Consider the following 18,676-nt stretch of genomic DNA (forward strand, 5'->3'; position numbering starts at 1 on the left):
TACACTCCCGCGGATGGACGAACAGACGGCAGAGGTGTCCACCGCCTCAGCGGTGCGCAAGGCGATGATCCGGCTGGTCCCGTTACTCGGGCTGCTCTATCTGCTCAACTATCTCGACCGGGTCAACGTCGGGTTCGCGGCGCTCACGATGAACGCCGACCTCGGCATCAGCTCGGCCGCCTACGGGCTCGGCGCGGGCCTGTTCTTCGTCGGGTACTTCTTCTTCGAGGTGCCCAGCAACGTCATCCTGCACAAGGTCGGCGCCCGGATCTGGATCGCGCGGATCATGGTCACCTGGGGCATCGTCGCCTCGGCCACCGCGTTCATCCAGGGCGAGGTCAGTTTCTACATCGTCCGGGTACTGCTCGGCATCGCCGAGGCCGGGTTCTTCCCCGGCATCATCCTGTACCTGACCTACTGGTTCCCGCGTAAGCAGCGGGCCAAGATCGTCGCGCTGTTCTTCCTCGCGGTGCCGCTCTCCTCGGTCATCGGCAGCCCGGTCTCCTCCCTGCTGATCAAGCACGGCGACGGCGTCCTGGGCTTCGACGCGGGCTGGCGTTTCATGTTCTTCGCCGAAGGGGTGCCGTCGATCCTGCTCGGGGTGGCGGTGTTCTTCCTGCTGCCGAGCAAGCCGAAGGACGCGAAGTGGCTGACGCCGCAGGAGCGCACGTCGTTGCAGTCGGCCATCGACGCGGAAGACGTCCGTGAGGTCGGCAAGGAGGTGAGCACCCGATCGGCGCTGACCGACCCGCGCGTGCTCGCGCTGAGCGCCGTCTACTTCGGCATCATCTTCGGCCTCTACGTGCTCGCGTTCTTCCTCCCGCAGGTGATCAAGGGCTTCCAGGAACAGTTCCAGACCAGCTACACCATCGTGGAGATCGGGCTGATCACGGCGATCCCGTACGCCGTGGCCGCCGTCGCCATGGTGTTGTGGGCACGCCATTCCGACCGCACCGGCGAACGGGCGGGTCACGTCGCCATCGCCGCGTTCGTCGGCGCGGTCGCGATCGCCGGTGCGCTGTATCTCGGCTCCCCACTGTGGGTGATGATCGCGGTGACTGTCTGCGCGGTCGGCGTGTTCACCGCGATCCCGGTGTTCTGGCAGCTGCCCAACGCCTTCCTGACCGGTGTCGGTGCCGCCGCCGGGATCGGCCTGATCAACTCCTTCGGTAACCTGTCGGGCTTCGTCGGCCCCTATCTCACCGGCTGGTTGCAGGGGTTGACCGGGAGCTTCCGCGCCGGGATGTGGGCCGTCGCGTTCTTCATGGCGATGGCGGGGGCCATCGCGTTGACCTTCCGCGGCAAGGACAAACGCGCGATCAAGTGAGGTGGTCGAAGTCGCCGTTCACCCACCGGACATGGGTTTCGGCGCTTCGGCGCACCACCGCGCGGGCATCTTGGTCGATGGTGTCACCGCCGAGGGTGTAGAGCCGGTCGTAGGCGAATTCGTCGAGCCGGTCGACGATCCGCCGGACCACGGCCGCCGAAAGCGGGATGTGCTTGGGGAAGTTGCGCTGGAACGAAACCCAGCCCGGCGCGAGCCCACCCGAGATCGTGTCCCCGGCCAGGATGCTGCCGTCCGGCGTCCTGGCCACGGCGCTGCCGCGCATATGCCCGCCGAGCCGGACGAGTTCGAGGCCCGGCAAGGGTTCCACGTGCTCGTCCCAGAACTCGAACGCCGGATCGGAGGCGGGCAGCCATTCGCGGTTGCGTTCGTTGACCAGCACCGGGACCCCGCCCAGCGCGCGGCTCCAGCCGAGCTGGGCGCCGAACATATGCGGATGACTGGTGGCGATCACGGCGACGTCGCCGAGCCCGCGCACGACGTCGAGCACCTCGGTGTCCAACCAGGACGGCGGATCCCAGAGCAGGGTGCCCGCCGGCGTCACCGCGATGAAGGACCAATGTCCGATCGCGAAGGCCGGCTCCCGTTTGATGCTGTGCAGGCCACGTCCGTGATCGCGGTGCAAGGTCTTGTGCGGCGCGGAGATCAGTTCCTCGTGCGTCCACCAGCGTCCGGTGTGCGCGCCGAGGTCGCCTGCTTCCTCGATGCCGACCTCGCCGCGGTCGAGGACGCACCGGGGAGGCTCGGGAGTGGCGGGATGTTCGATACCGCACCTGTCGCAGATCCACATGATCGACAGCTTGCGACCTCCAGTGCGCTGGAGGTCAAGACGAGTCTTCCCCCGGCTCGGTGAGCCGGGGGAAGACGGGGGTTCAGCTGACGGTCGTCTTGCCGAGGACGGCGTCCTGGTCGGGCGGGTCGAGCGCGAGCTGGACGTCGAACTCGCCGAGCGAGCTGTCGGTGACGATATGCGAGGTCGCCGCGGCGTCCACGCTGCTGGTCGCCTCACCGGCGGGGGTGCCCGCGGGGACGGTGAAGTCGACCTTGCCCTCCGCGGTGAACTTCAGCGGCCCTTCGGCGGGCACCTCGGTGTCCGGGATCGGCAGCTCGATGGGGATCGAGATCTTCTGCTCGCCGAGCGCGATGTTCACCTTCGAGCTGATCGTGCCGGAGATCTTCTTGGCGCCGACGAGCCGGAGCCCGTCGCCCGCGGCCTGACCGGCGTCGACGTCGAGGGTGAACGGCACCGAAACCGGCTCCCCGGCCTTCGCCGCCGCCGGGATTTCCGCCTTCACGACCACGGCCACCTTCTGGTCGCCGATGATGGGGAAGCCGCCCTTGTACGTGAGATTCTTTTCGACGGCGGCAGCGGTTCCCGCCGCGGCGAGCATGACCGTCCCGGCGACCGCGGCCGCGATCCCGGCCGCGCAGAACCGCCGAACACCCTTGCGTACGAGGGTTTTCGTCATGTCAGGTCCTTTCGTCGTTGAATGGGCTCGAAGCCGAATGTAGGTGGAAAGTCACCAACGAGGAAAGGGAAAGATCTCTCGCGTTTTCTTTACGCTTCGATCTTGTCACGCGTAGGCGGAATGGTGAGTTCGTGAATTGTCATGTGGAGGAGGAACGGGGAAATAGCGTCGGCATTATTGTCACCCCGGTGACAGGTGCGCCGGATCGGAGGCGAGCGGACTAGGGTCTTGATCGTGACCGAACGACCCGAGCCGTGGCACCTCCGGACCCGCAGGTTCCTGCGCGCGACGGACCAGCGCGGCGAACTGGTGCGCGGGGCACGGTTCCTCCGCGGGCTCGTCCCGGGGGACGGCACGCCCGGTGATCCGCTGGCGCCGTCGACGGGCCGTTCGTCCGACCGGCTGGCCCGCCTGCTCGCCGAGGCGGGCGCGGACCGGCCCAGTGCCACCCGTGAGCTGGGACTTGCCGCCGTGCAGGCCTGGCAGGCCGTCCGCCGGACCGGCGCGCCGCCGATGTCGTCGGACGGGATCACGGTGCTGTTCACCGACCTGGTCGGCTTCTCGACCTGGGCGTTGCAGGCGGGCGACGAGCGCGTGCTGGAGCTGCTGCGTTCGGTCGCCGAGGTGACCGAATCGGTCGTCACCGGGCACCGCGGCAGCATCGTGAAAGGGCTCGGCGACGGCGTGATGGCCGTGTTCGCCGACCCGGGCGAGGCGGTGAAAGCCGCGTACGAGACGTGCTCCGCCGTCAGCGTGATCAAGGCCGAGGGTTATCTGCCCCATCTACGCGCGGGGCTTCACCGCGGCAACCCGAGCCGCGTCGGCAACGACTACCTCGGCGTCGACGTGAACATCGCCGCCCGGATCATGGCCGCCGCCGACGGCGACGAGGTGCTGGCCAGCGGAAGCGTCGTCGACGAGCTCGACCCCGGCGCGGTCATCGTGCGACCGCGCCGGAGTTTCCGCGCCAAGGGGACCCCGAAGGACCTCCGTGTCTACCGCGTCGTGCCTCGCTACTCCACGTGAGTGGGCAGTGGATTCCGGCTGCGGGTTGAGGCCGGGTTCGGTCCGTGAAGGCCTCCTTGAGGGACTCTGGGTCCCTCAAGGAGGCCTTCACGGACTCGGGAGGGCCAGGGGCAGCGGGACCTAGCCGGGCATCTCCGAAGGCTGCGAGTCCAGCCCTGCCCGCGGCTTCGTCCAGCCACCGCGCGTGAAGTCCGGTACCGCGACCGGCTTCCCGCCGCGTGCCAGGGAAACCACGCTCAAGGGCACGGGGGAGCACCAGGCCGCCGAATCGTAGACGTCGATGTCCGGCACCAGCCCGGCACGCATCTGCTGCACGATCCGCCACTGCAGCACGTAGTCCATGCCACCGTGCCCGCCGAGGTTCGGGTCGTCCTTGAGCTTCTTCCACAGCCAGTGGTCGTGGCGTTCGCGGTACGGCCCGAAGTCCTTCCACGCGTGGCCGCTGTGGTCGGGCTCGACGTAGATGCGGGCGGGGTAGTCCTCCACGATGCCGCGGCTGCCGGCGAGGCTGTTGATACGGCTGTACGGACGCGGTGAGCTGACGTCGTGCTCGGCGCGGATGATCCGGCCCTGTTCGGTCTCGATCAGGCAGGTCACCAGATCGCCGTTGACGTAGGTCTCTTTCCACGACGGGTGGCCCGGCGGCATGTGGCGTTTCCGGTAGTCGGCGAGCCCCTTCGGCTCGGTCGCCGTGGCGCGCAGCGTGGCGAACCGGTCGCCGCGGTTGACGTCCATGCAGGCGGCGATCGGCGCGAGACCGTGCATCGGGTAGAAACTCGCGGTGCTGCGGGTGTGCCACTTCCGGCGCCACGCGTCGGTGTAGTACGTGTCGGAGAACAGCAGCTCCCGCAGGTCGTGCAGGTAGCCGCCGTGCCCGTTGGTGACCTCGCCGAAGACACCCTCGTGCGCCATCTTGAGGATGGCCAGCTCGTTGCGGCCGTAGCTGCAGTTCTCGGCCAGGAACAGGTGTTTGCGGGTCCGCTCACTGGTGTTGACGAGGTCCCACAGCTGGTCGAGCTCGGTGGCGATGGGCAGTTCGACACCGACGTGCTTGCCCGCCAGCAGCGCGGCCTTGCCCTGCGGGTAGTGGAACTCCCACGGGGTGGCGATGTAGACGAGGTCGATGTCGTCGCGGGAGATCATCTTCTTGTAGGCCTCGGCGGATCCGCCGTACTCGGCCGGACGCGGACGCCCGGCGGCGGCGAGTTTGTCCGCGGCGGCCTTCGCGCGCTCGGCGCGGATGTCGCAGACCGCGGTGACCACGGCGCCGGGGACGGCGCTCCACCCGCCGATCATGGACATACCGCGGTTGCCGAGACCGATGAGCGCGATCCGGACGGTCTGATGCCGCTCGAACGGGACTCCGATCATGCTGCGCTGACCAGGGCGGCGGGGCGCGCTTTCCGCCTCTTCCGCCGCGGTCGCGCTCGTCGGGATCGCGGCGAGCGCCCCGGCGGCGAGCGCGCCGCCGAACAGTGTCCGCCGGGAGACTGAGGGCAGGTCGGCCATGAAGAACACTCCTTCGTGTCGCCTTCGGTGCCCAGACCTTGTCCAATCGCCGCCGGATATGTCAAGAGATGCGCCAAAGTGCGCAATAAACTGCACTAATGAGCAATTTAGATGCTTGTTGGTGGGTGTTTCGCGCAGCCCGGGTGCGCGTACACCCGGGCCGCGCCGACGGTCACCGGCGGATCAGCACCTGGTCGATCGACTTGCGCACCAGGTTCGGCACCACGCAGTCGTCCGCCGGATAGCCGACCGGGATGACGGCGAACGCCTTCTCGTTCTGTGGCCGCTCGAGCAGTTCGCCGAGGAACCGCATCGGCGACGGCGTATGCGTCAACGCGGCCAGCCCGGACAGGTGCAACGCCGTGAGCAGCATGCCGACCGCGATGCCCACCGACTCGTCGACGTAGTAGTGCTTGTGCTTGGTGCCGTCCTCGTCGAGGAAGTAGCGCTGCTGGAAGACGATGACGAGGTACGGGGCGTCGGTGAGATGGGTCTTGACGGCGTCGGTGCCCAGCGGGCGCAAGGCGGACAGCCACTCCTCGCCGAGCCGGCCCTCGTATGAGACGCGTTCTTCCTCTTCGGCGGCCTCGCGGATCCGTCGTTTGGTTTCGGCGTCCTTGATGAGCACGAACGTCCAGGGCTGCTGGTGCGCACCGCTGGGCGCCGTCGCCGCCACCGCGATGGCGTCCACCAGCACCTGCTCGGGCACCGGGTCCGTCGAGAACATCCGCACGGTGCGGCGGGTGTCCATCCGGTGGCGCAGGTCGGCGGCGGTGGCCAGCGATTCTTCCTCGGACATGCGCGCCGGACGGTAGGGCACCGGCTCGAAGGGGTCGCCGTAGGTCGGGGTCCACTCTGCTGTGGTCATGATGGCGATTCTGGCGGCGGACCCGGTTTTCGGGAAGCCCCGGAGCGAGGTTATGTCCTTGGAGTTATGCCGCCGTCTGTCTCAAGTGGACGGACGCCGGTCGTCGTAACCGAGGGACGTTCCCGGTACCTAGAGCGCCACTTAGCGGTGATCGCGGCGTAGAGATAGGTATCCACTGCACGACTTTCGTCGGTGTCAGGTTTCTCTTGCCGCGCACCAGAATCAGCACACCCGTCCCCGTCGCGCGGCCGAACCCGGGCCGCAGAAATGAGTCGGAACCATGCGACTGCGCTCCTTCGCCCTGATCGCCGGCACCGCCTTCGCGGCGCTGCTCGGCGTCACCGCCCCCGTGGCCTCCGCCGCGGAACCGTCCTCCGACGTCCAGCCGATGATCATCGGCGGCCAGAACGCGTCGAGCGGCCCGTGGGCGGCCAGGCTCTTCGCCAACGGCAGGCAGACCTGTACCTCGACGATCATCGCACCGCAGTACATCCTGACCGCGAAGCACTGTGTGGCCGGCAGTGGCACGTTCACCTTCCGGATCGGCAGCCTCGACCAGCAGAGCGGTGGCACCATGGCCACCGGCTCCACCGTCACCCGGCACCCGAGCGCCGACCTCGCGATCGTGCGGCTGACCGCACCGGTGAACGCGACGTACTCGCCGCTGGGCACCACCGCCAACGTCTCCGTCGGCCAGACCGTCCAGGTCTACGGCTGGGGCGCGACCAGCCAGTGCGGCTCGGAGATCAACTGCCAGTCCCGCTACCTGAAGGTCGCCAACGTGTCGGTCACGTCGGTCTCCTGCCGTGACTACAACGGCGGCATCGCGGTGTGCGCGCGCCGCGGCGACGGCATCACCGCCGGCGGGGACTCGGGTGGCCCGATGTTCGCCTCCGGCCGTCAGGTCGGCGTCGCCTCGACGAGCGACCGGCAGACGACCACCGCGTACACGAACATCACGCGGTACCGGCCCTGGATCCAGCAGATCGCCGGCGTCTGAGGGATAACGGCAGACGTGGCTTGATCCAGCACGGGGCCGAACTGGCTGACTTGAGTGCTGATGAGGCTTATCGAAAGGTAAGGCAAACGTGTCGCGGTCCCAGTGACTGCCAAAGGCGGGTCTTCGTGGCGCGAAGCCGATCACGACGCCAATTATCCATAAAGGACAGAGAACGGGTTCCGCGCGTCCGATTTGGGTGCTTTCGCGCGAGGTCGTGAGTGACAATGGTCGTTCTGACCCTCTTTATCACTCACGACCCCGACGCAAAATGCGCGAAGTACTCAAATCGGGCGCCGAGGACGGATTTTCAGTCCCCTATGGACAGGTGTAGCCGCGTCGGTCCTTTGTGACGACCGGGCCGCTCTGAGGCTTTCGAGACCTGACGCGTTTGCCTTCCCCCTCATCAGAACGCTCATTGCCACTCACGGTCCCCTTGTGGAATCGGGCAATCGCGCGCTATCCAACCTTAAAAAAAATAGGGCCCTCCCCGGCGCTCGCCGGGGAGGGCCCTGTTGCTTGCTCTAGTCGGGGCGGCCGACTTGGGTGTTCGACAGGTCGAGACCGATCGCGAAGTCCGCCGTGTAGCCGCTTCCGGTCTGCTGGGGACGCAGCAGCATCTGGGCCCCGCCGTTGCGGTAGATCGAGTCCCGGCTGTTGGTCGTGTCGGCCGGCCCTTTCCGCCGGTACGGTTCGGTCCGCAGATAGGCCGCGCCGAATTCGGGTGTGAAATAAAGCTGAGAGGTGAACTCGTACGGTCGGCCGTTGGTTCCGACGGTGCGGATTTTGACGTGGATATGCAGCGTGCGTCCCGTGTACCAGCCTGGCAGAATGGTGGTGAACCGGGCCGCTCCCGTTTGGTCGGTGTTCTGGTAACCGCGCAGGAAACGGCGGCCGCGACTGCCCTGGGACGGAATGTCGGAGTACAATCCGAACGCGTCGCACTGCCAGAGGTCGACCATGGCTCCCGGTAGTGGCGTGCACTGCTGCTGGCGGATTTGCTGAACGGTGAAATTGATCGCCAGCGCGGTGCCGGGAACCAGTTGCCCGGTGGAGGGCTCACTGCGGATATCGGAGCGGTTGAGCCGTTCGTCGACGAAGTACGGGCCCTCCATTTGCTCCGGTTTGACCACGCAATCCAGCGTGCAGATATCGGGCGCGCCAGGGCTGGAGGTGGTGGCACTCGCGGTGGCGGATCCGGCGACGGCGAGTGTCGCGCCGGCGGCGCCGAGGAGAATCAACGCCTGCCGCCTGCCGAGAACTCGGCCTACTGGCTCATCATCGTCATGCATGGGGTTCCTTTTCGCCAAATGATGGGAGTAAGGGAACTGAACGCGACAAGTGTCGGCCGCAGGGTGTCGCGCGCATCCGATTTTCCGCCATGATCCGGCCGCTGTCGAGAAAGTTCACTCGCGTGCATCATACTTCGAAGCGGGCACTGTTCTTTGATGGGCCGAATTCGTGAACCGTTACTACGGCATTTCGCCTATGGCGCCTCGAAAAATCCAGCTTTGGAAAGCTTGCGTGCCCGATGGTTCGCGACGTTGACGCGATTCCCGCATAACCCTGGCATGCAATAGCGGCGCCGTCCGGGGCGCGTCGTGTCGATGAACGCGCCTCGGCAAGTGGGCGCGCCGCACGCTCGGAACCGTTCCACGCCGAGAGACTGGACGACGCCGAGTATTCCGACGCCGCAGGCCAGGGCCAGGGAGTCCGCGACGGTCGCGCCAGGCCGGACCGAAACGGCCCATCGTGCGCTGCCGGTCAGAAGGGTGACGTCGCCGATCGACGAGGTGAGCGCGGTGGCGCCGGTGATGAGGCGCGCCCGGTCCGGGTGGTCGACCAGGTCGCGCACCGTGACGCGCAGCCGGTGAACGGCACGCAGATCACCGGGCCGGGCGTGCACGGGCAAGGAGTGCATGTCGGCGAAGGCGACGAGGGATGCCAGGTCAGACAACTTGTCCTCGCCGTGCCAGACCTCCGGGGCGGTGTTGACCAGGTCGGTCGCGACGCCTGCCGCCCAGACGTAATCGTCTAACGCTACTTGCATCCCTTACCGACCTCTCGTACGTTCACGGTTAACCGCTACTTTAACCCTTACCGGGAGGTTGTCCGTGGAGATCGACGCCTTGGTGTTCGACATTCTCGGCACGCTCGTCGACGAGCCGGCCGGGATCCGCGAGGCGGTTCGGCAAGCCGTGCCTGCTGCCGACGCGGATGAGCTAGTCGACCTGTGGCTGGGCCACGTCGAGACCGAGCAGCGGCGCATCGTCGCGGGAGAGAGGCCGTACGCCCCGAGCGACGTTCTCGACCGCGAAGCGGCCCAGTTGGTCACCAAGACGGACGTGGTGCCGAAGCTCTCGCCCTGGCCCGACACCGTCGAAGGGCTGGCCGAGCTCGCTCGACACCACACGCTGATCGGCCTCTCCAACGCCGGCCGGACGACGCTCTTGCGGATGAACGCCTACGCGGGCCTCCGCTGGCATCAGGCGCTCTCCGCTGAAGAGGTGCAGTCCTACAAACCGGACCCGGTGGTCTACGAACTGGCCGTCAAGGTCTCCGGCGTGCCGCCGGAGCGACTGATGATGGTCGCCGCCCACGCGTGGGACCTGAGGGGCGCGCAGCGCGTCGGTCTTCGGACCGCCTACGTCGCCAGGCCCGTCGGTGACCCGCCGTCGGCGGCGGATCGTTTCGACCTCCATGCCGACGGCCTCGCCGATCTGGCCGGTCAGCTCGCGAAAAGCCGGATGTGATCGAAACTGTCGGTGCCTCCCGCTAGGTTCATCCCAGTCCCCACCGAGGCACCCCGCAAGGAGAAGATGCGTTGTCAGACTGGGAAAGAGCAAGCACGGCCAGGGTGCTGGCACCCGCTCGCCCGCGCAAGCTCGCGAAGGTCCCGTTCGTCGAACTGGCCGACGGACGGGTGCAGGGCGTGGTGTCCAGCGGATCGGACATCGGCCGGGTGTACGTCTCGTCGGTCGCGGCGAGCACGTACGAGTTTGCCTGCAGTACCAACAACAACCGGCCCTGCGGCGGGGCGCGGGGGATGTTCTGCAACCATATTCTCGCCCTGATCAACGAATCCACCCTGCAGTACGGCGCCGAGCGGGTCGCGCGGTACCTACGCGTCGACGTTCCGGAGCCGACCGCACAGGCCATTTCGCAGACCATGAGCGCGACGCGGCCGTCGCAGGGTGACAACACCGCCGCCGCTTCCGTGTTCAGCCAGTTCTTGCGGCACTTGGCCTACCTCGAATTCGAGCCGTCGACGGCGCCGGTACCGGAGCTGCAGTGGTTCCCGCCGACGAGGGCGGTGGTCTGATGCGCGTCGATCTGCTCACCGATCCCCTCACCGGTCTCGATGAGGCGCTGGCGGTTGTCGATGCCTTCGACGACATGCTCGTCGCAGGCTTGCTCCGTCCCCAGAAGATCGCGGGCTTGACGGCGCTGGCCGATGCCGTCGCCGGGTCGCCGCTGGCGTCGCGGGTCGCGGAGGCGGCGGAGAAGACCGCGGCCGGGGCGGCAGGGGAGGAGCATTTCGTTTCCCTTGCCGCGGCACGGATCGCGGTGTTCGGCTCCGTGCACGACGCGGTTCTCGCGCGCCTGGTCGAAGCGACCGGTCGCCCGCTGGGCGACGACTTCGCCGGGCAAGCCGCTGAGCCGGAACCGCCCAATCTGCTGGTCGCCGCACGGTCCTGGCTGTCCGATCTGGCTCGCGCCGGCTGGCAGGGTATCGACCACGACCTGATCTCGGCTTCGGCGCAGGTGATCTCCGCGTTGCTCGCGGAGCCGAGCCTGCGCCGGCCGGCCGTCCTGCTCGACGGTTTCGCCGCGGAACTCGCGGCGTCCTGTCCTGGTGCGGCGTTGGAGCGCATTTCTGCCCGGCGCTGGGGCGACCTGTGGTCGCGCGGAATGCTGCTGACCCTGCCCGGGGCGGCGGCCACGCCGGCGATCGGTACGGTCACCGGCCGCCTGCTGCCGCTCGGGGTCGATCTGCTGGAACATTCGACAGCCGCGCAAGCCCAGGTCCACGCGGTATTCGAGCCCGACGACGGCGGCCCGCCGCGGCTCGTGCGCGCGAACGTGACCGCGCCGAAGCCGGACACGATCATCGGCGCCGGGATCTGGCAGTCGCTGCGCCCGCGTCTTTCCCTGCTCACGGCGGTCAGCGAGGGCCGCTCGATGGACCTCGCCGACATGCCGGTCACCGCGGAGGGCGACCTCCTCTGGCGAGACGAACACGCTCGTCTCGGAGAGCCCGCGGACGCGTTCTCCACGGCGCGCGTCGCTCTGCCGAAGGCCGTCACGCCGCCGGTCGCGCCGCTGGATCGCCACCCGGTGCGGCTCGCCGTTCCTGTCTTCCTCGAGGGGTACGGCATCGAGGGCGACGAAGACGCGCTCATGTTCACCTTCGCCGGTAATCGGCTCGCGGTCGAGACCGATCGCATACCGGCCGCCGGTCCGCTGACACCGAAGGCGGTCGCGGGTTCCAGCGCGTGCATCGGCCTGATCCGGTGGGACGGCGGGTTCCGTCTCCAGCCGCTCGCCGTCGAGACCACCGTGCGCAAGAAGACCACCGCCGTGCACGCCGGAGCCTGGGCAGGCGGCACCACGGACAAGGCCGGGGTGAAGGCCGAGAAGGCGGCCACCGACGCCGCGGCCGTACTGCGCGAGCGCGCCGGAAGGCTGTTGCGGAAATGACCGAACCCGAGGACAACCGCCGCCAGGTTCTGTACTGGCGCCTGCTCGCCCGGCTCTTCGACTCCGAGGAGCAGGCCGCGCTCGAAGCGGCGAGTGTGGCCGTGGTCGAGGACATCGGCCTGCCGTCCGCCGTGCTGGATCCGAACGTCGCGGTCGATTCGGTCGTCCAGCGTCATCCGGAGCTGGCAGCCGAGTTCGACGGGCTGATGGTCCCCGAAGCCGAGGAGAGCCGGGACAAGGCCGCGGAAGTGCGGTGCGCGGCGCTCGTGTCGAAGGTGCTGCTCAACGTCTTCGCTCCCGCGCCGCCCACGGTGACGGCGGGGCAGCTGTCCCGCTGGCAGGCCGACGCGGGCTGGCTGGAGCGCGCGTTGGGCTGCCGTCCGGGCGAGTTGCGCGGAGGTCGTCGCGGCGGCGCACCGACCGGCCTCGGCGGCACGGGCGGTGGCGGCACGCCCGACCTGAGCACCCTGCTCCCGGCGATCGGCCCGGAGCTCGGCGGCATCGAGGCGGACCTCGTCAAACGGATGCGGCTGCGTGAGGTCCTCGCCGACCCCGCGCTCGCGGCGAAGCTGACCCCGAGCATGTCGCTCATCGAACAGTTGTTGCGGGACAAGGACAATCTGTCCGGAGTCGCGTTGGCCAACGCCAAATCGCTCATCCGCCGCTACGTCGACGAGATCGCGGAAGTCCTGCGGACCCAGGTCGAGAAGGCTTCGACGGGCAAGGTGGACCGTTCGGTCCCGCCGAAACGCGTCTACCGCAACCTCGACCTCGATCGCACCATCTGGAAGAACCTCACCAACTGGAGCCCCGAAGAGGAGCGGCTCTACGTCGATCGCCTCTACTACAAGCAGACCGCGAAGAAGACCACGCCGCAGCGGCTCATCGCGGTCGTCGACCAGTCGGGTTCCATGGTGGACTCGATGGTCAACTGCGCGGTGCTGGCCTCGATCTTCGCCGGACTGCCCAAGGTGGACGTTCACCTGATCGCCTACGACACGCAGGCGCTCGACCTCACGCCGTGGGTGCACGACCCCTTCGAAACGCTGTTGCGCACCAACCTGGGCGGTGGCAACGACGGCATGGTCGCGATGGCGCTGACCCAGCCGAAGATCGCCGAACCCGCGAACACCGTGGTGGTGTGGATCTCCGACTTCTACGAGACCCGCGTCGAGCAGCTCTTCGAAAGCATGGCCGCGATCCACCGGTCCGGGGCGAAGTTCATCCCGGTCGGCTCGGTCACCAGTGCCGGCCGGGGCAGCGTGAACCCCTGGTTCCGCGAGCGCTTCAAGGATCTTGGCACACCGGTGATCTCCGGCCACATCACCAAGCTCGTGCACGAACTCAAGACTTTCCTCACCTCCTGAACCTTCCGAAAGGCAAGACATGTCCGACCTGTTGCGCGCCCCCGCCGAGATCAAGTACGCCGAGGAGCTGGATTGGCTGGAGTCGGTCGACGACAACCCCAAGCCGTTCGCCTGGCGTCTGTCCCCGAAAATGCTGCGCCTGTTCATCCTCGGTTCCGAACGCGCCGACGGCCTCGACCGCGAGATCGCGCAGAAATGGTTCGGCGACCGGAACATCGTCGAGCGGGCCATCGTCACGCTCGCCTCGGACCGCGGGCTCCTGCTGATCGGCGACCCCGGCACCGGCAAGAGCTGGCTCGCCGAACTGCTGGCCGCGGCCATCTCCCGCGACTCCACCCTCGTCGTGCAGGGTACCGCCGGCACCACCGAGGACCACATCAAGTACTCGTGGAACGTCTCCATGGTCATCGCCAAGGGCCAGTCCCGCGAGTCGATGATCCCGTCGCCGATCATGACCGCGATGGAGGCGGGTTCGATCGGCCGTTTCGAGGAGCTGACCCGCTCCACCAGCGACGTGCAGGACGCGCTGATCTCGATCCTGTCGGAGAAGTACATCTCGGTACCGGAACTGGACAGTGACGGCATCGTCTTCGCCAAACCCGGGTTCTCCGTGATCGCCACCGCCAACAGCCGCGACCGCGGTGTCAACGACCTGTCGTCCGCGCTCAAGCGCCGCTTCAACTTCGTCCGCATCCCGGTGGTGACCAACAAGAAGAGCGAGGCGGAGATCGTCCGCTTCCGCACCGAGGAACTCCTGCGCCGTCACCAGATCGAGCTGGACGTTCCGCCCACGCTGCTCGACGTGCTGCTGCGCAGCTTCGGCGACCTGCGTGCCGCGGCGGCGTCGGCGGGCAGCGACGACGAGAAGCTGGAGTCCGCGTTGTCCACCGCCGAGCAGATCGGTGTGCTCGAAGACGCGGTGCTGCACAGCAACTTCTTCGGCGAACGCGAGCTGACCGCCCGCACGCTGGCGTCCTCGCTGGTCGGTTCGCTCGCCCGTCGCGAGCCGGAGGATCTGGCGATCCTCAACAAGTACCTGCACGGTGTCGTCGAGCCGCGCAGCAAGGACGAGGGCGGTGACTGGCCCGAGTTCCTCGACGGCGGCCGCGACGCGATCGCCTCCCTCTCGTGAGCGGCGCCTTCGAGGCGTTGCGCGGCCAGTTGCAGGAGGCCGCGACCGCCTTCGCCGACGGGCCCGGCGCTCTGGAGGGCATCCTGCTCGGGCTCGTCGACGACGTCGACCGCGCGGTGCGCGAGCCGTTGGAGATCTTCCCGGTCTGCCACCATTCCCCGGCGTCGGCCGTGGCGATGGCAAGGCGGCTGCGGGAGAAGCAGCCGAAGGTGGTCTACCTCGAACTGTGCGAAGACATGGCACCGTTGCTGACCGAGCTGCGCAACTGCCGTCTCCCCGTGGCGGTTCAGGCGTTCGCGACGGAGGTGAAGGGATTCCCCGCGGAATGGGCGCCGCTGTCCGTGGTCGCGCCGATCACCGAGGCTTCGGCCGAGTACCAGGCGATCGCGTACGCCCTCGACACCCCGGGCGTCGAGCTCGTCCTCGTCGACCGGTCGACGGACCACGTCTTCCAGTGGAACGAAAGCGAACCGTCCCCGGAACCGGACGCGTCGCCCGCCGAGGAAGAGGCGGCACTGCACGGTGACGCGGTCGGTGTCGAGATCGGTGATCTCCGGCCGCGCTTCGCCGAACTCGAGGAGCACCTGCTGCGGCACGGGCGGGTGCGGCACTGGTCGGAGTGGTGGCACCAGTACGTCGAGCTGCCGCTCGGCGACAGCGACCACGACACCTACCGCCAGGTCATGTTCCTGATCGGCAGCCTGTTCCGCCGTCTCGCGCCGGGCGACACCCGGCGCGTCCGGGTGGACGAAGACCGCGAGCGCTACATGTGGACCCGCATGCGCGAGCACCTCGCCGCCTCGGGCGCGGATCCCGCGGACTGTCTCTACATCTGCGGCGCGTTCCACGCGGCCAGCCGGGTCGCGGAGTTCGGCGTCGACGGTACGGACGGGTTCGTGATCAGCCCGCGCAGTGAGAGCACGTGGCAGTACGGGCTCATCCCGTCAAGCCACGCCTCGATCGAGGCGCAGTTCGGGCTCGCCGGGGGATCGGTGTCGATCGCCGCGACAGAGTGGGCGAAGAACCTCAAACGCACCAAGGTGAAGCAGTTCCAGCTGGAAGGTCAGGTAGGCGGGCCGAAGCGGAAGAAGGCCGCGGAGCTGCCCGCGCCGACGCCGGATCCGGTGGCAGTGGATCCATCGGACCAGCTTTCCGGCTTTCTGCAACGGCCTCCGGTGCTCGACCGGCTGGACGAGGCGGAACTGCTGGGGTGGTCGGTCGAGATCGTCCGGGCGGCGCGCCGCAACGGGTACCTGGCCTCGACCGCCGACGCCATCGCGGTGTTCGAGACCTCGATCTTGCTGGCGGGCCTGCGCGACCGGGCCAAGCCGACGCCGTACGACTTCCAGGACGCGGCGGTCACCTGTATCGAAAAGGAGGTCGTGCCCGGCAGGCGCGATGTGCGCCGCCTCGTCGAGATCATGATGGGCGGCGACCGGATCGGCCAGGTCGGTTACGACGCGTTGCCTCCGCTGGCGCGCGACGTGCACGATCGGCTCGAACCCCTGAACCTCAAGCTGCATCAACGAGGTGTGCAACGTGCGCTGCTCGACATCGCGTCGAGGCCGGAGCTGGAGCCCTGTTCCGATCTGCTGTGGATGCTGCGCTACCTGATGCCCCACGGTGCGGCGCGGCCGATCATGGGGGAGCGGCGGCTCGGTGAACGGCCGATCCAGGAGTCGTGGGATCTGGCGCTGGGCACCCACCAGCGGGCCCTCATCGAGCTGGGCTACGAGGGCGTCAGCGTCGAACAGGTGCTGGAGCAACGACTTCGGCGAGCGGCCTACCACCCGCAGGCCACCGCCGCGAAGGTGCTCGGCTCCGTCGAGGACGCGACGCTCTACCTTCGCAGCGCCCGGCTGGCGGGAGAGCTGGGCACGCGTGCCCTGGAGGTACTGGCCACCGAACGCACCGTCGACGGTGCCCCGGAGGTGCTGCGGCGGGTGCGAAGGCTGCTGGCGCACTACCGGACCAGCGAGCCGGTGCTGCCCCGGTGGATCGAGGATTTCGTCCGGACGGGGTACGCGCACTACTGCACGCTGCTCCCGGCGGCCTTCGCCGACGAGGAGGCCGGTGTCGAGCAGGTCGCCGCGATGCTGGGCTTCCTGTTCAGCATGGAGGCGCTCGCGTTGTCCCTGGGATGCGACCGTACGCAGCTGGAGCTGGCGATCGCCGGATCGCATCCGGAGGAGCCGTCGAAGGTGGCGCTGCTGTGGGCGGCGCAGGTCCAGCTCGGCCGTGTCTCGCGCGCGGAACTGCGTGAGCGCTGCGCCGGACTGCTGGCGAACCCGATGGTGCTGCCCGCCTATCCGCGCTACCTGAGCGGTTTCATGCACGCGTTGGAACCGGCGCCGGGATTGGCCGACTTCGTCGTCGAGGCGGTGTCGAACGCTTTCGCCGAGCTACCGGACAGGCTACTGCTGCCGTGGCTGCCGACGTTGATCACCACGTTGCGGTCTCGCGGCGCCGAGCTGGTGCCGCTGCTCGTGCGCGAGGCAGGACGGATCTTCCCCGGCAGGCTCGCGGCGCTCGACGAATGGGTCCCACCCTGGAAGGACCAGCCGGAACACCGTGCGGTGACGAGGAAGACCCGCGGTGGTGGCCTCGCGTTGCTGGCGGCACATCCGGCGGCCTGCGACGCCGTGGCGAGTCTGCTGGGCTGCGAGGAGCCGTGGGGGAGCACCGCGCCCACCGGCTTGGCGCTGCTCGAGCGGTATCCGGACTCCGCCGCCGCGTTGGAGGAGGTGCTCACCGGAGTGTGAACCCGAGGGGCGGTCGCCGGATGTCCGGCGACCGCCGATCCGTCAGTCGGCGACCCAGCTGCCGTGGAAGCCCAGCGGCACCGGCCTGGGCAGGTGGATGCGGGCGAGTGGCTTGGCGGTGAAGTCCTGTGCCGCGAGGATCACCAGGTCCGAGGCGTCGCGATCGGGATCGTTCACGTAGGCGAGGGCGTAACCGTCGTCTTCGGACTTGCTGCGGGACGACGGCACGAACACCGCTTCGCTCGCGTCGGCGCCCCGACCGAAGCGGTGCACTTCCGACCGTCCGTTCCGCAGGTCGTGCTTGATCAGCGCGTTGCCGAAGGAACCGGAGGGCTTGTCCAGGTAGACGTCGAACAGTTCGCCGGGCGAGGCCGAGTATCCATACCTGTGCCGTCGTGACACCAGGCTTTCGTTGACCCGCGGGAACTCCTGCGGCCGGTCGTCGAGCACGCGGCGCCGGACCCGTCCCCGCGCGAGATCGATCGTCCAGCGCTCCAGCACCGGCGGGCCCGACGCCGACGGGCCGCCGAAGCCCTGCTTGCCCGCCACCTCGAACGGAGCAGGCATCGTGGTCAGGTCGACCACCACCGTCGAGCCCTGCTCGTAGGCGTTGAGCGTGTGCGAGTAGAAGACCGGATCCATCCCGAACCAGCGGACCGGGCCGCCGTCGCGGTTCATCACCCCGACCCTGGCCGGATGGTCCGGGTTCCACTTGTAGGGCACGACCTTGCCCGGCTGCGGATCGAAGGTGACCGGCACGTCGAAGACGACCACGTAGTTTTCGGTGAGCCCGAAGTCGTGCATCATCGGGCTGTCGCTGACCGGGATCCGGGTGGTGCGCACGACGCGGCCGGTCCGGTCGACCATCAGATGCCGTACGTGATCCCACGTCGGGTGATAGGTCACCGCGTGGAGCTCGTCGGCGCGGGCGTCGAACTTGGTGTGCGCGGTGTAGGAGCCGTCCAGTGAACCGCCGAAGTCGAACGGCCCCAACGTGTTCAGTTCGCCGTCGAGCTCGTACGGCGGTGCGCCGGATTCCTGCAGGGTCAGGATGCGGCCATGGTGACCGATCACGTGCGTGTTCGGCGCGAAATCCTCGGCGGGCACCGGCCACGGGTACCGCTCGCCCAGTTTCGCCGCGACGCCGGACGAACGCACCCAGCGGTTGCGGTACCACTCGGCCTTCCCGTCGCGCAGCCGGACGCCGTGCACCATCCCCTCACCCAGCATCCAGTGGTGAGCGCGCGGGTCTTCGAGCCCGAGCACATTCGGCCCGGTGCGCAGGTAGCGCCCGCAGAGGTCCCGGGGAATGCGGCCGGTGACCGGCAGGCCGAATGCGGTCACCTCCTCCTTCACCGGCGCGAACGCGCCTTCGACGAACGGGTGGCGCAAATTCGGCGCGGCGAAGGCGGATTCGCTGCTCGCGAAAGTCGCGGCGGCCCCGCCGATGGCCAGCGCGGCCGCCCCGCGGAGCACGTTCCGCCTGGTCGGTTCGGTCAT

Annotated in this window: 16 protein-coding genes; 9 read left to right on the forward strand and 7 right to left on the reverse strand. The window is 68.2% G+C overall.

The annotated features are described in order from the left end of the window. Positions 1–13 precede the first annotated feature (13 nt). On the forward strand, positions 14–1,327 hold the full coding sequence (locus ACLJQ7_RS34910; protein ID WP_410652429.1) for an MFS transporter: 1,314 nt from the start codon (positions 14–16) through the stop codon (positions 1,325–1,327). Here the strand turns inward: ACLJQ7_RS34910 and ACLJQ7_RS34915 are convergent. Together ACLJQ7_RS34915 and ACLJQ7_RS34920 are read right to left on the reverse strand one after the other, a co-directional pair. Further along, the gene (locus tag ACLJQ7_RS34915) at positions 1,320–2,135 is read right to left on the reverse strand and encodes a hydrolase (RefSeq protein WP_410652430.1); all 816 of its coding nucleotides are present in this window, start codon (positions 2,133–2,135) and stop codon (positions 1,320–1,322) included. The two genes, ACLJQ7_RS34910 and ACLJQ7_RS34915, sit on opposite strands and share 8 nt — an antisense overlap. 82 nt (positions 2,136–2,217) lie before the next feature. Then, a complete protein-coding gene (locus ACLJQ7_RS34920; protein ID WP_410652431.1) occupies positions 2,218–2,814 on the reverse strand; it encodes a DUF6801 domain-containing protein in 597 nt (198 codons plus the stop codon). Positions 2,815–3,042: 228 nt separating this feature from the next. On the opposite strand from ACLJQ7_RS34920, the gene ACLJQ7_RS34925 reads away from it, so the two are divergent. Then, complete coding sequence (locus ACLJQ7_RS34925) at positions 3,043–3,840, forward strand: adenylate/guanylate cyclase domain-containing protein (RefSeq protein WP_410652432.1); 798 nt, start codon at positions 3,043–3,045, stop codon at positions 3,838–3,840. Positions 3,841–3,960: 120 nt separating this feature from the next. Here the strand turns inward: ACLJQ7_RS34925 and ACLJQ7_RS34930 are convergent, their stop codons facing one another. Together ACLJQ7_RS34930 and ACLJQ7_RS34935 are read right to left on the reverse strand one after the other, a co-directional pair. Continuing rightward, positions 3,961–5,349 carry a Gfo/Idh/MocA family protein gene (locus tag ACLJQ7_RS34930; RefSeq protein WP_410652433.1) on the reverse strand — a complete coding sequence of 463 codons (1,389 nt, stop codon included), beginning with the start codon at positions 5,347–5,349 and terminating at the stop codon, positions 3,961–3,963. A gap of 172 nt (positions 5,350–5,521) precedes the next feature. Beyond that, positions 5,522–6,217, reverse strand: a complete 696-nt coding sequence (locus ACLJQ7_RS34935) for a nitroreductase family protein (protein ID WP_410652434.1) — start codon at positions 6,215–6,217, stop codon at positions 5,522–5,524. A gap of 280 nt (positions 6,218–6,497) precedes the next feature. Here ACLJQ7_RS34935 and ACLJQ7_RS34940 point away from each other — a divergent pair, with 280 nt between their 5' ends. Next, on the forward strand, positions 6,498–7,217 hold the full coding sequence (locus ACLJQ7_RS34940) for a S1 family peptidase (RefSeq protein WP_276370208.1): 720 nt from the start codon (positions 6,498–6,500) through the stop codon (positions 7,215–7,217). Between the two features lie 521 nt (positions 7,218–7,738). Here the strand turns inward: ACLJQ7_RS34940 and ACLJQ7_RS34945 are convergent. Both ACLJQ7_RS34945 and ACLJQ7_RS34950 read right to left on the reverse strand, forming a co-directional pair. Next, positions 7,739–8,506 (reverse strand): twin-arginine translocation pathway signal protein, encoded by a 768-nt coding sequence (locus ACLJQ7_RS34945; RefSeq protein ID WP_410652435.1) that lies wholly within the window; start codon positions 8,504–8,506, stop codon positions 7,739–7,741. 194 nt (positions 8,507–8,700) lie between these two features. Beyond that, positions 8,701–9,264 carry a CGNR zinc finger domain-containing protein gene (locus tag ACLJQ7_RS34950; protein WP_410652436.1) on the reverse strand — a complete coding sequence of 188 codons (564 nt, stop codon included), beginning with the start codon at positions 9,262–9,264 and terminating at the stop codon, positions 8,701–8,703. A 64-nt stretch (positions 9,265–9,328) separates the two neighbouring features. On the opposite strand from ACLJQ7_RS34950, the gene ACLJQ7_RS34955 reads away from it, so the two are divergent. From ACLJQ7_RS34955 to ACLJQ7_RS34980, 6 genes are all read left to right on the forward strand, one after another. After that, positions 9,329–9,967, forward strand: coding sequence for a haloacid dehalogenase type II (locus ACLJQ7_RS34955; protein ID WP_410652437.1), 639 nt, complete (start codon positions 9,329–9,331; stop codon positions 9,965–9,967). 71 nt (positions 9,968–10,038) lie between these two features. Further along, entirely contained in the window at positions 10,039–10,536 is a 498-nt protein-coding gene (locus tag ACLJQ7_RS34960; RefSeq protein WP_410652438.1) for a hypothetical protein, read from the forward strand. Beyond that, positions 10,536–11,915, forward strand: coding sequence for a hypothetical protein (locus ACLJQ7_RS34965; protein ID WP_410652439.1), 1,380 nt, complete (start codon positions 10,536–10,538; stop codon positions 11,913–11,915). Before ACLJQ7_RS34960 ends, ACLJQ7_RS34965 begins: the two co-directional genes overlap by 1 nt. Then, on the forward strand, positions 11,912–13,282 hold the full coding sequence (locus ACLJQ7_RS34970; RefSeq protein WP_410652440.1) for a VWA domain-containing protein: 1,371 nt from the start codon (positions 11,912–11,914) through the stop codon (positions 13,280–13,282). Before ACLJQ7_RS34965 ends, ACLJQ7_RS34970 begins: the two co-directional genes overlap by 4 nt. 19 nt (positions 13,283–13,301) lie before the next feature. Continuing rightward, entirely contained in the window at positions 13,302–14,414 is a 1,113-nt protein-coding gene (locus ACLJQ7_RS34975; RefSeq protein ID WP_410652441.1) for an ATP-binding protein, read from the forward strand. Next, positions 14,411–17,176 carry a DUF5682 family protein gene (locus tag ACLJQ7_RS34980; protein ID WP_410652442.1) on the forward strand — a complete coding sequence of 922 codons (2,766 nt, stop codon included), beginning with the start codon at positions 14,411–14,413 and terminating at the stop codon, positions 17,174–17,176. The genes ACLJQ7_RS34975 and ACLJQ7_RS34980 overlap by 4 nt, the downstream gene beginning before the upstream one ends. A 42-nt stretch (positions 17,177–17,218) precedes the next feature. Here ACLJQ7_RS34980 and ACLJQ7_RS34985 read toward each other — a convergent pair whose 3' ends face one another. Then, positions 17,219–18,676: a carotenoid oxygenase family protein gene (locus ACLJQ7_RS34985; protein ID WP_410652443.1), complete on the reverse strand. Its 1,458-nt coding sequence runs from the start codon at positions 18,674–18,676 to the stop codon at positions 17,219–17,221.

It is taken from the genome of Amycolatopsis sp. cmx-4-54 (assembly GCF_046548895.1).
Taxonomy (GTDB): Bacteria; Actinomycetota; Actinomycetes; order Mycobacteriales; family Pseudonocardiaceae; genus Amycolatopsis.

Bases quoted from the DNA above. Each gene is read 5' to 3' on its own strand.
- ACLJQ7_RS34910 (WP_410652429.1), top strand. From the start codon at position 14: ATGGACGAACAGACGGCAGAGGTGTCCACCGCCTCAGCGGTGCGCAAG.
- ACLJQ7_RS34915 (WP_410652430.1), bottom strand. From the start codon at position 2,135: ATGTGGATCTGCGACAGGTGCGGTATCGAACATCCCGCCACTCCCGAG.
- ACLJQ7_RS34920 (WP_410652431.1), bottom strand. From the start codon at position 2,814: ATGACGAAAACCCTCGTACGCAAGGGTGTTCGGCGGTTCTGCGCGGCC.
- ACLJQ7_RS34930 (WP_410652433.1), bottom strand. From the start codon at position 5,349: ATGGCCGACCTGCCCTCAGTCTCCCGGCGGACACTGTTCGGCGGCGCG.
- ACLJQ7_RS34935 (WP_410652434.1), bottom strand. From the start codon at position 6,217: ATGACCACAGCAGAGTGGACCCCGACCTACGGCGACCCCTTCGAGCCG.
- ACLJQ7_RS34940 (WP_276370208.1), top strand. From the start codon at position 6,498: ATGCGACTGCGCTCCTTCGCCCTGATCGCCGGCACCGCCTTCGCGGCG.
- ACLJQ7_RS34945 (WP_410652435.1), bottom strand. From the start codon at position 8,506: ATGCATGACGATGATGAGCCAGTAGGCCGAGTTCTCGGCAGGCGGCAG.
- ACLJQ7_RS34950 (WP_410652436.1), bottom strand. From the start codon at position 9,264: ATGCAAGTAGCGTTAGACGATTACGTCTGGGCGGCAGGCGTCGCGACC.
- ACLJQ7_RS34965 (WP_410652439.1), top strand. From the start codon at position 10,536: ATGCGCGTCGATCTGCTCACCGATCCCCTCACCGGTCTCGATGAGGCG.
- ACLJQ7_RS34970 (WP_410652440.1), top strand. From the start codon at position 11,912: ATGACCGAACCCGAGGACAACCGCCGCCAGGTTCTGTACTGGCGCCTG.
- ACLJQ7_RS34975 (WP_410652441.1), top strand. From the start codon at position 13,302: ATGTCCGACCTGTTGCGCGCCCCCGCCGAGATCAAGTACGCCGAGGAG.
- ACLJQ7_RS34985 (WP_410652443.1), bottom strand. From the start codon at position 18,676: ATGACCGAACCGACCAGGCGGAACGTGCTCCGCGGGGCGGCCGCGCTG.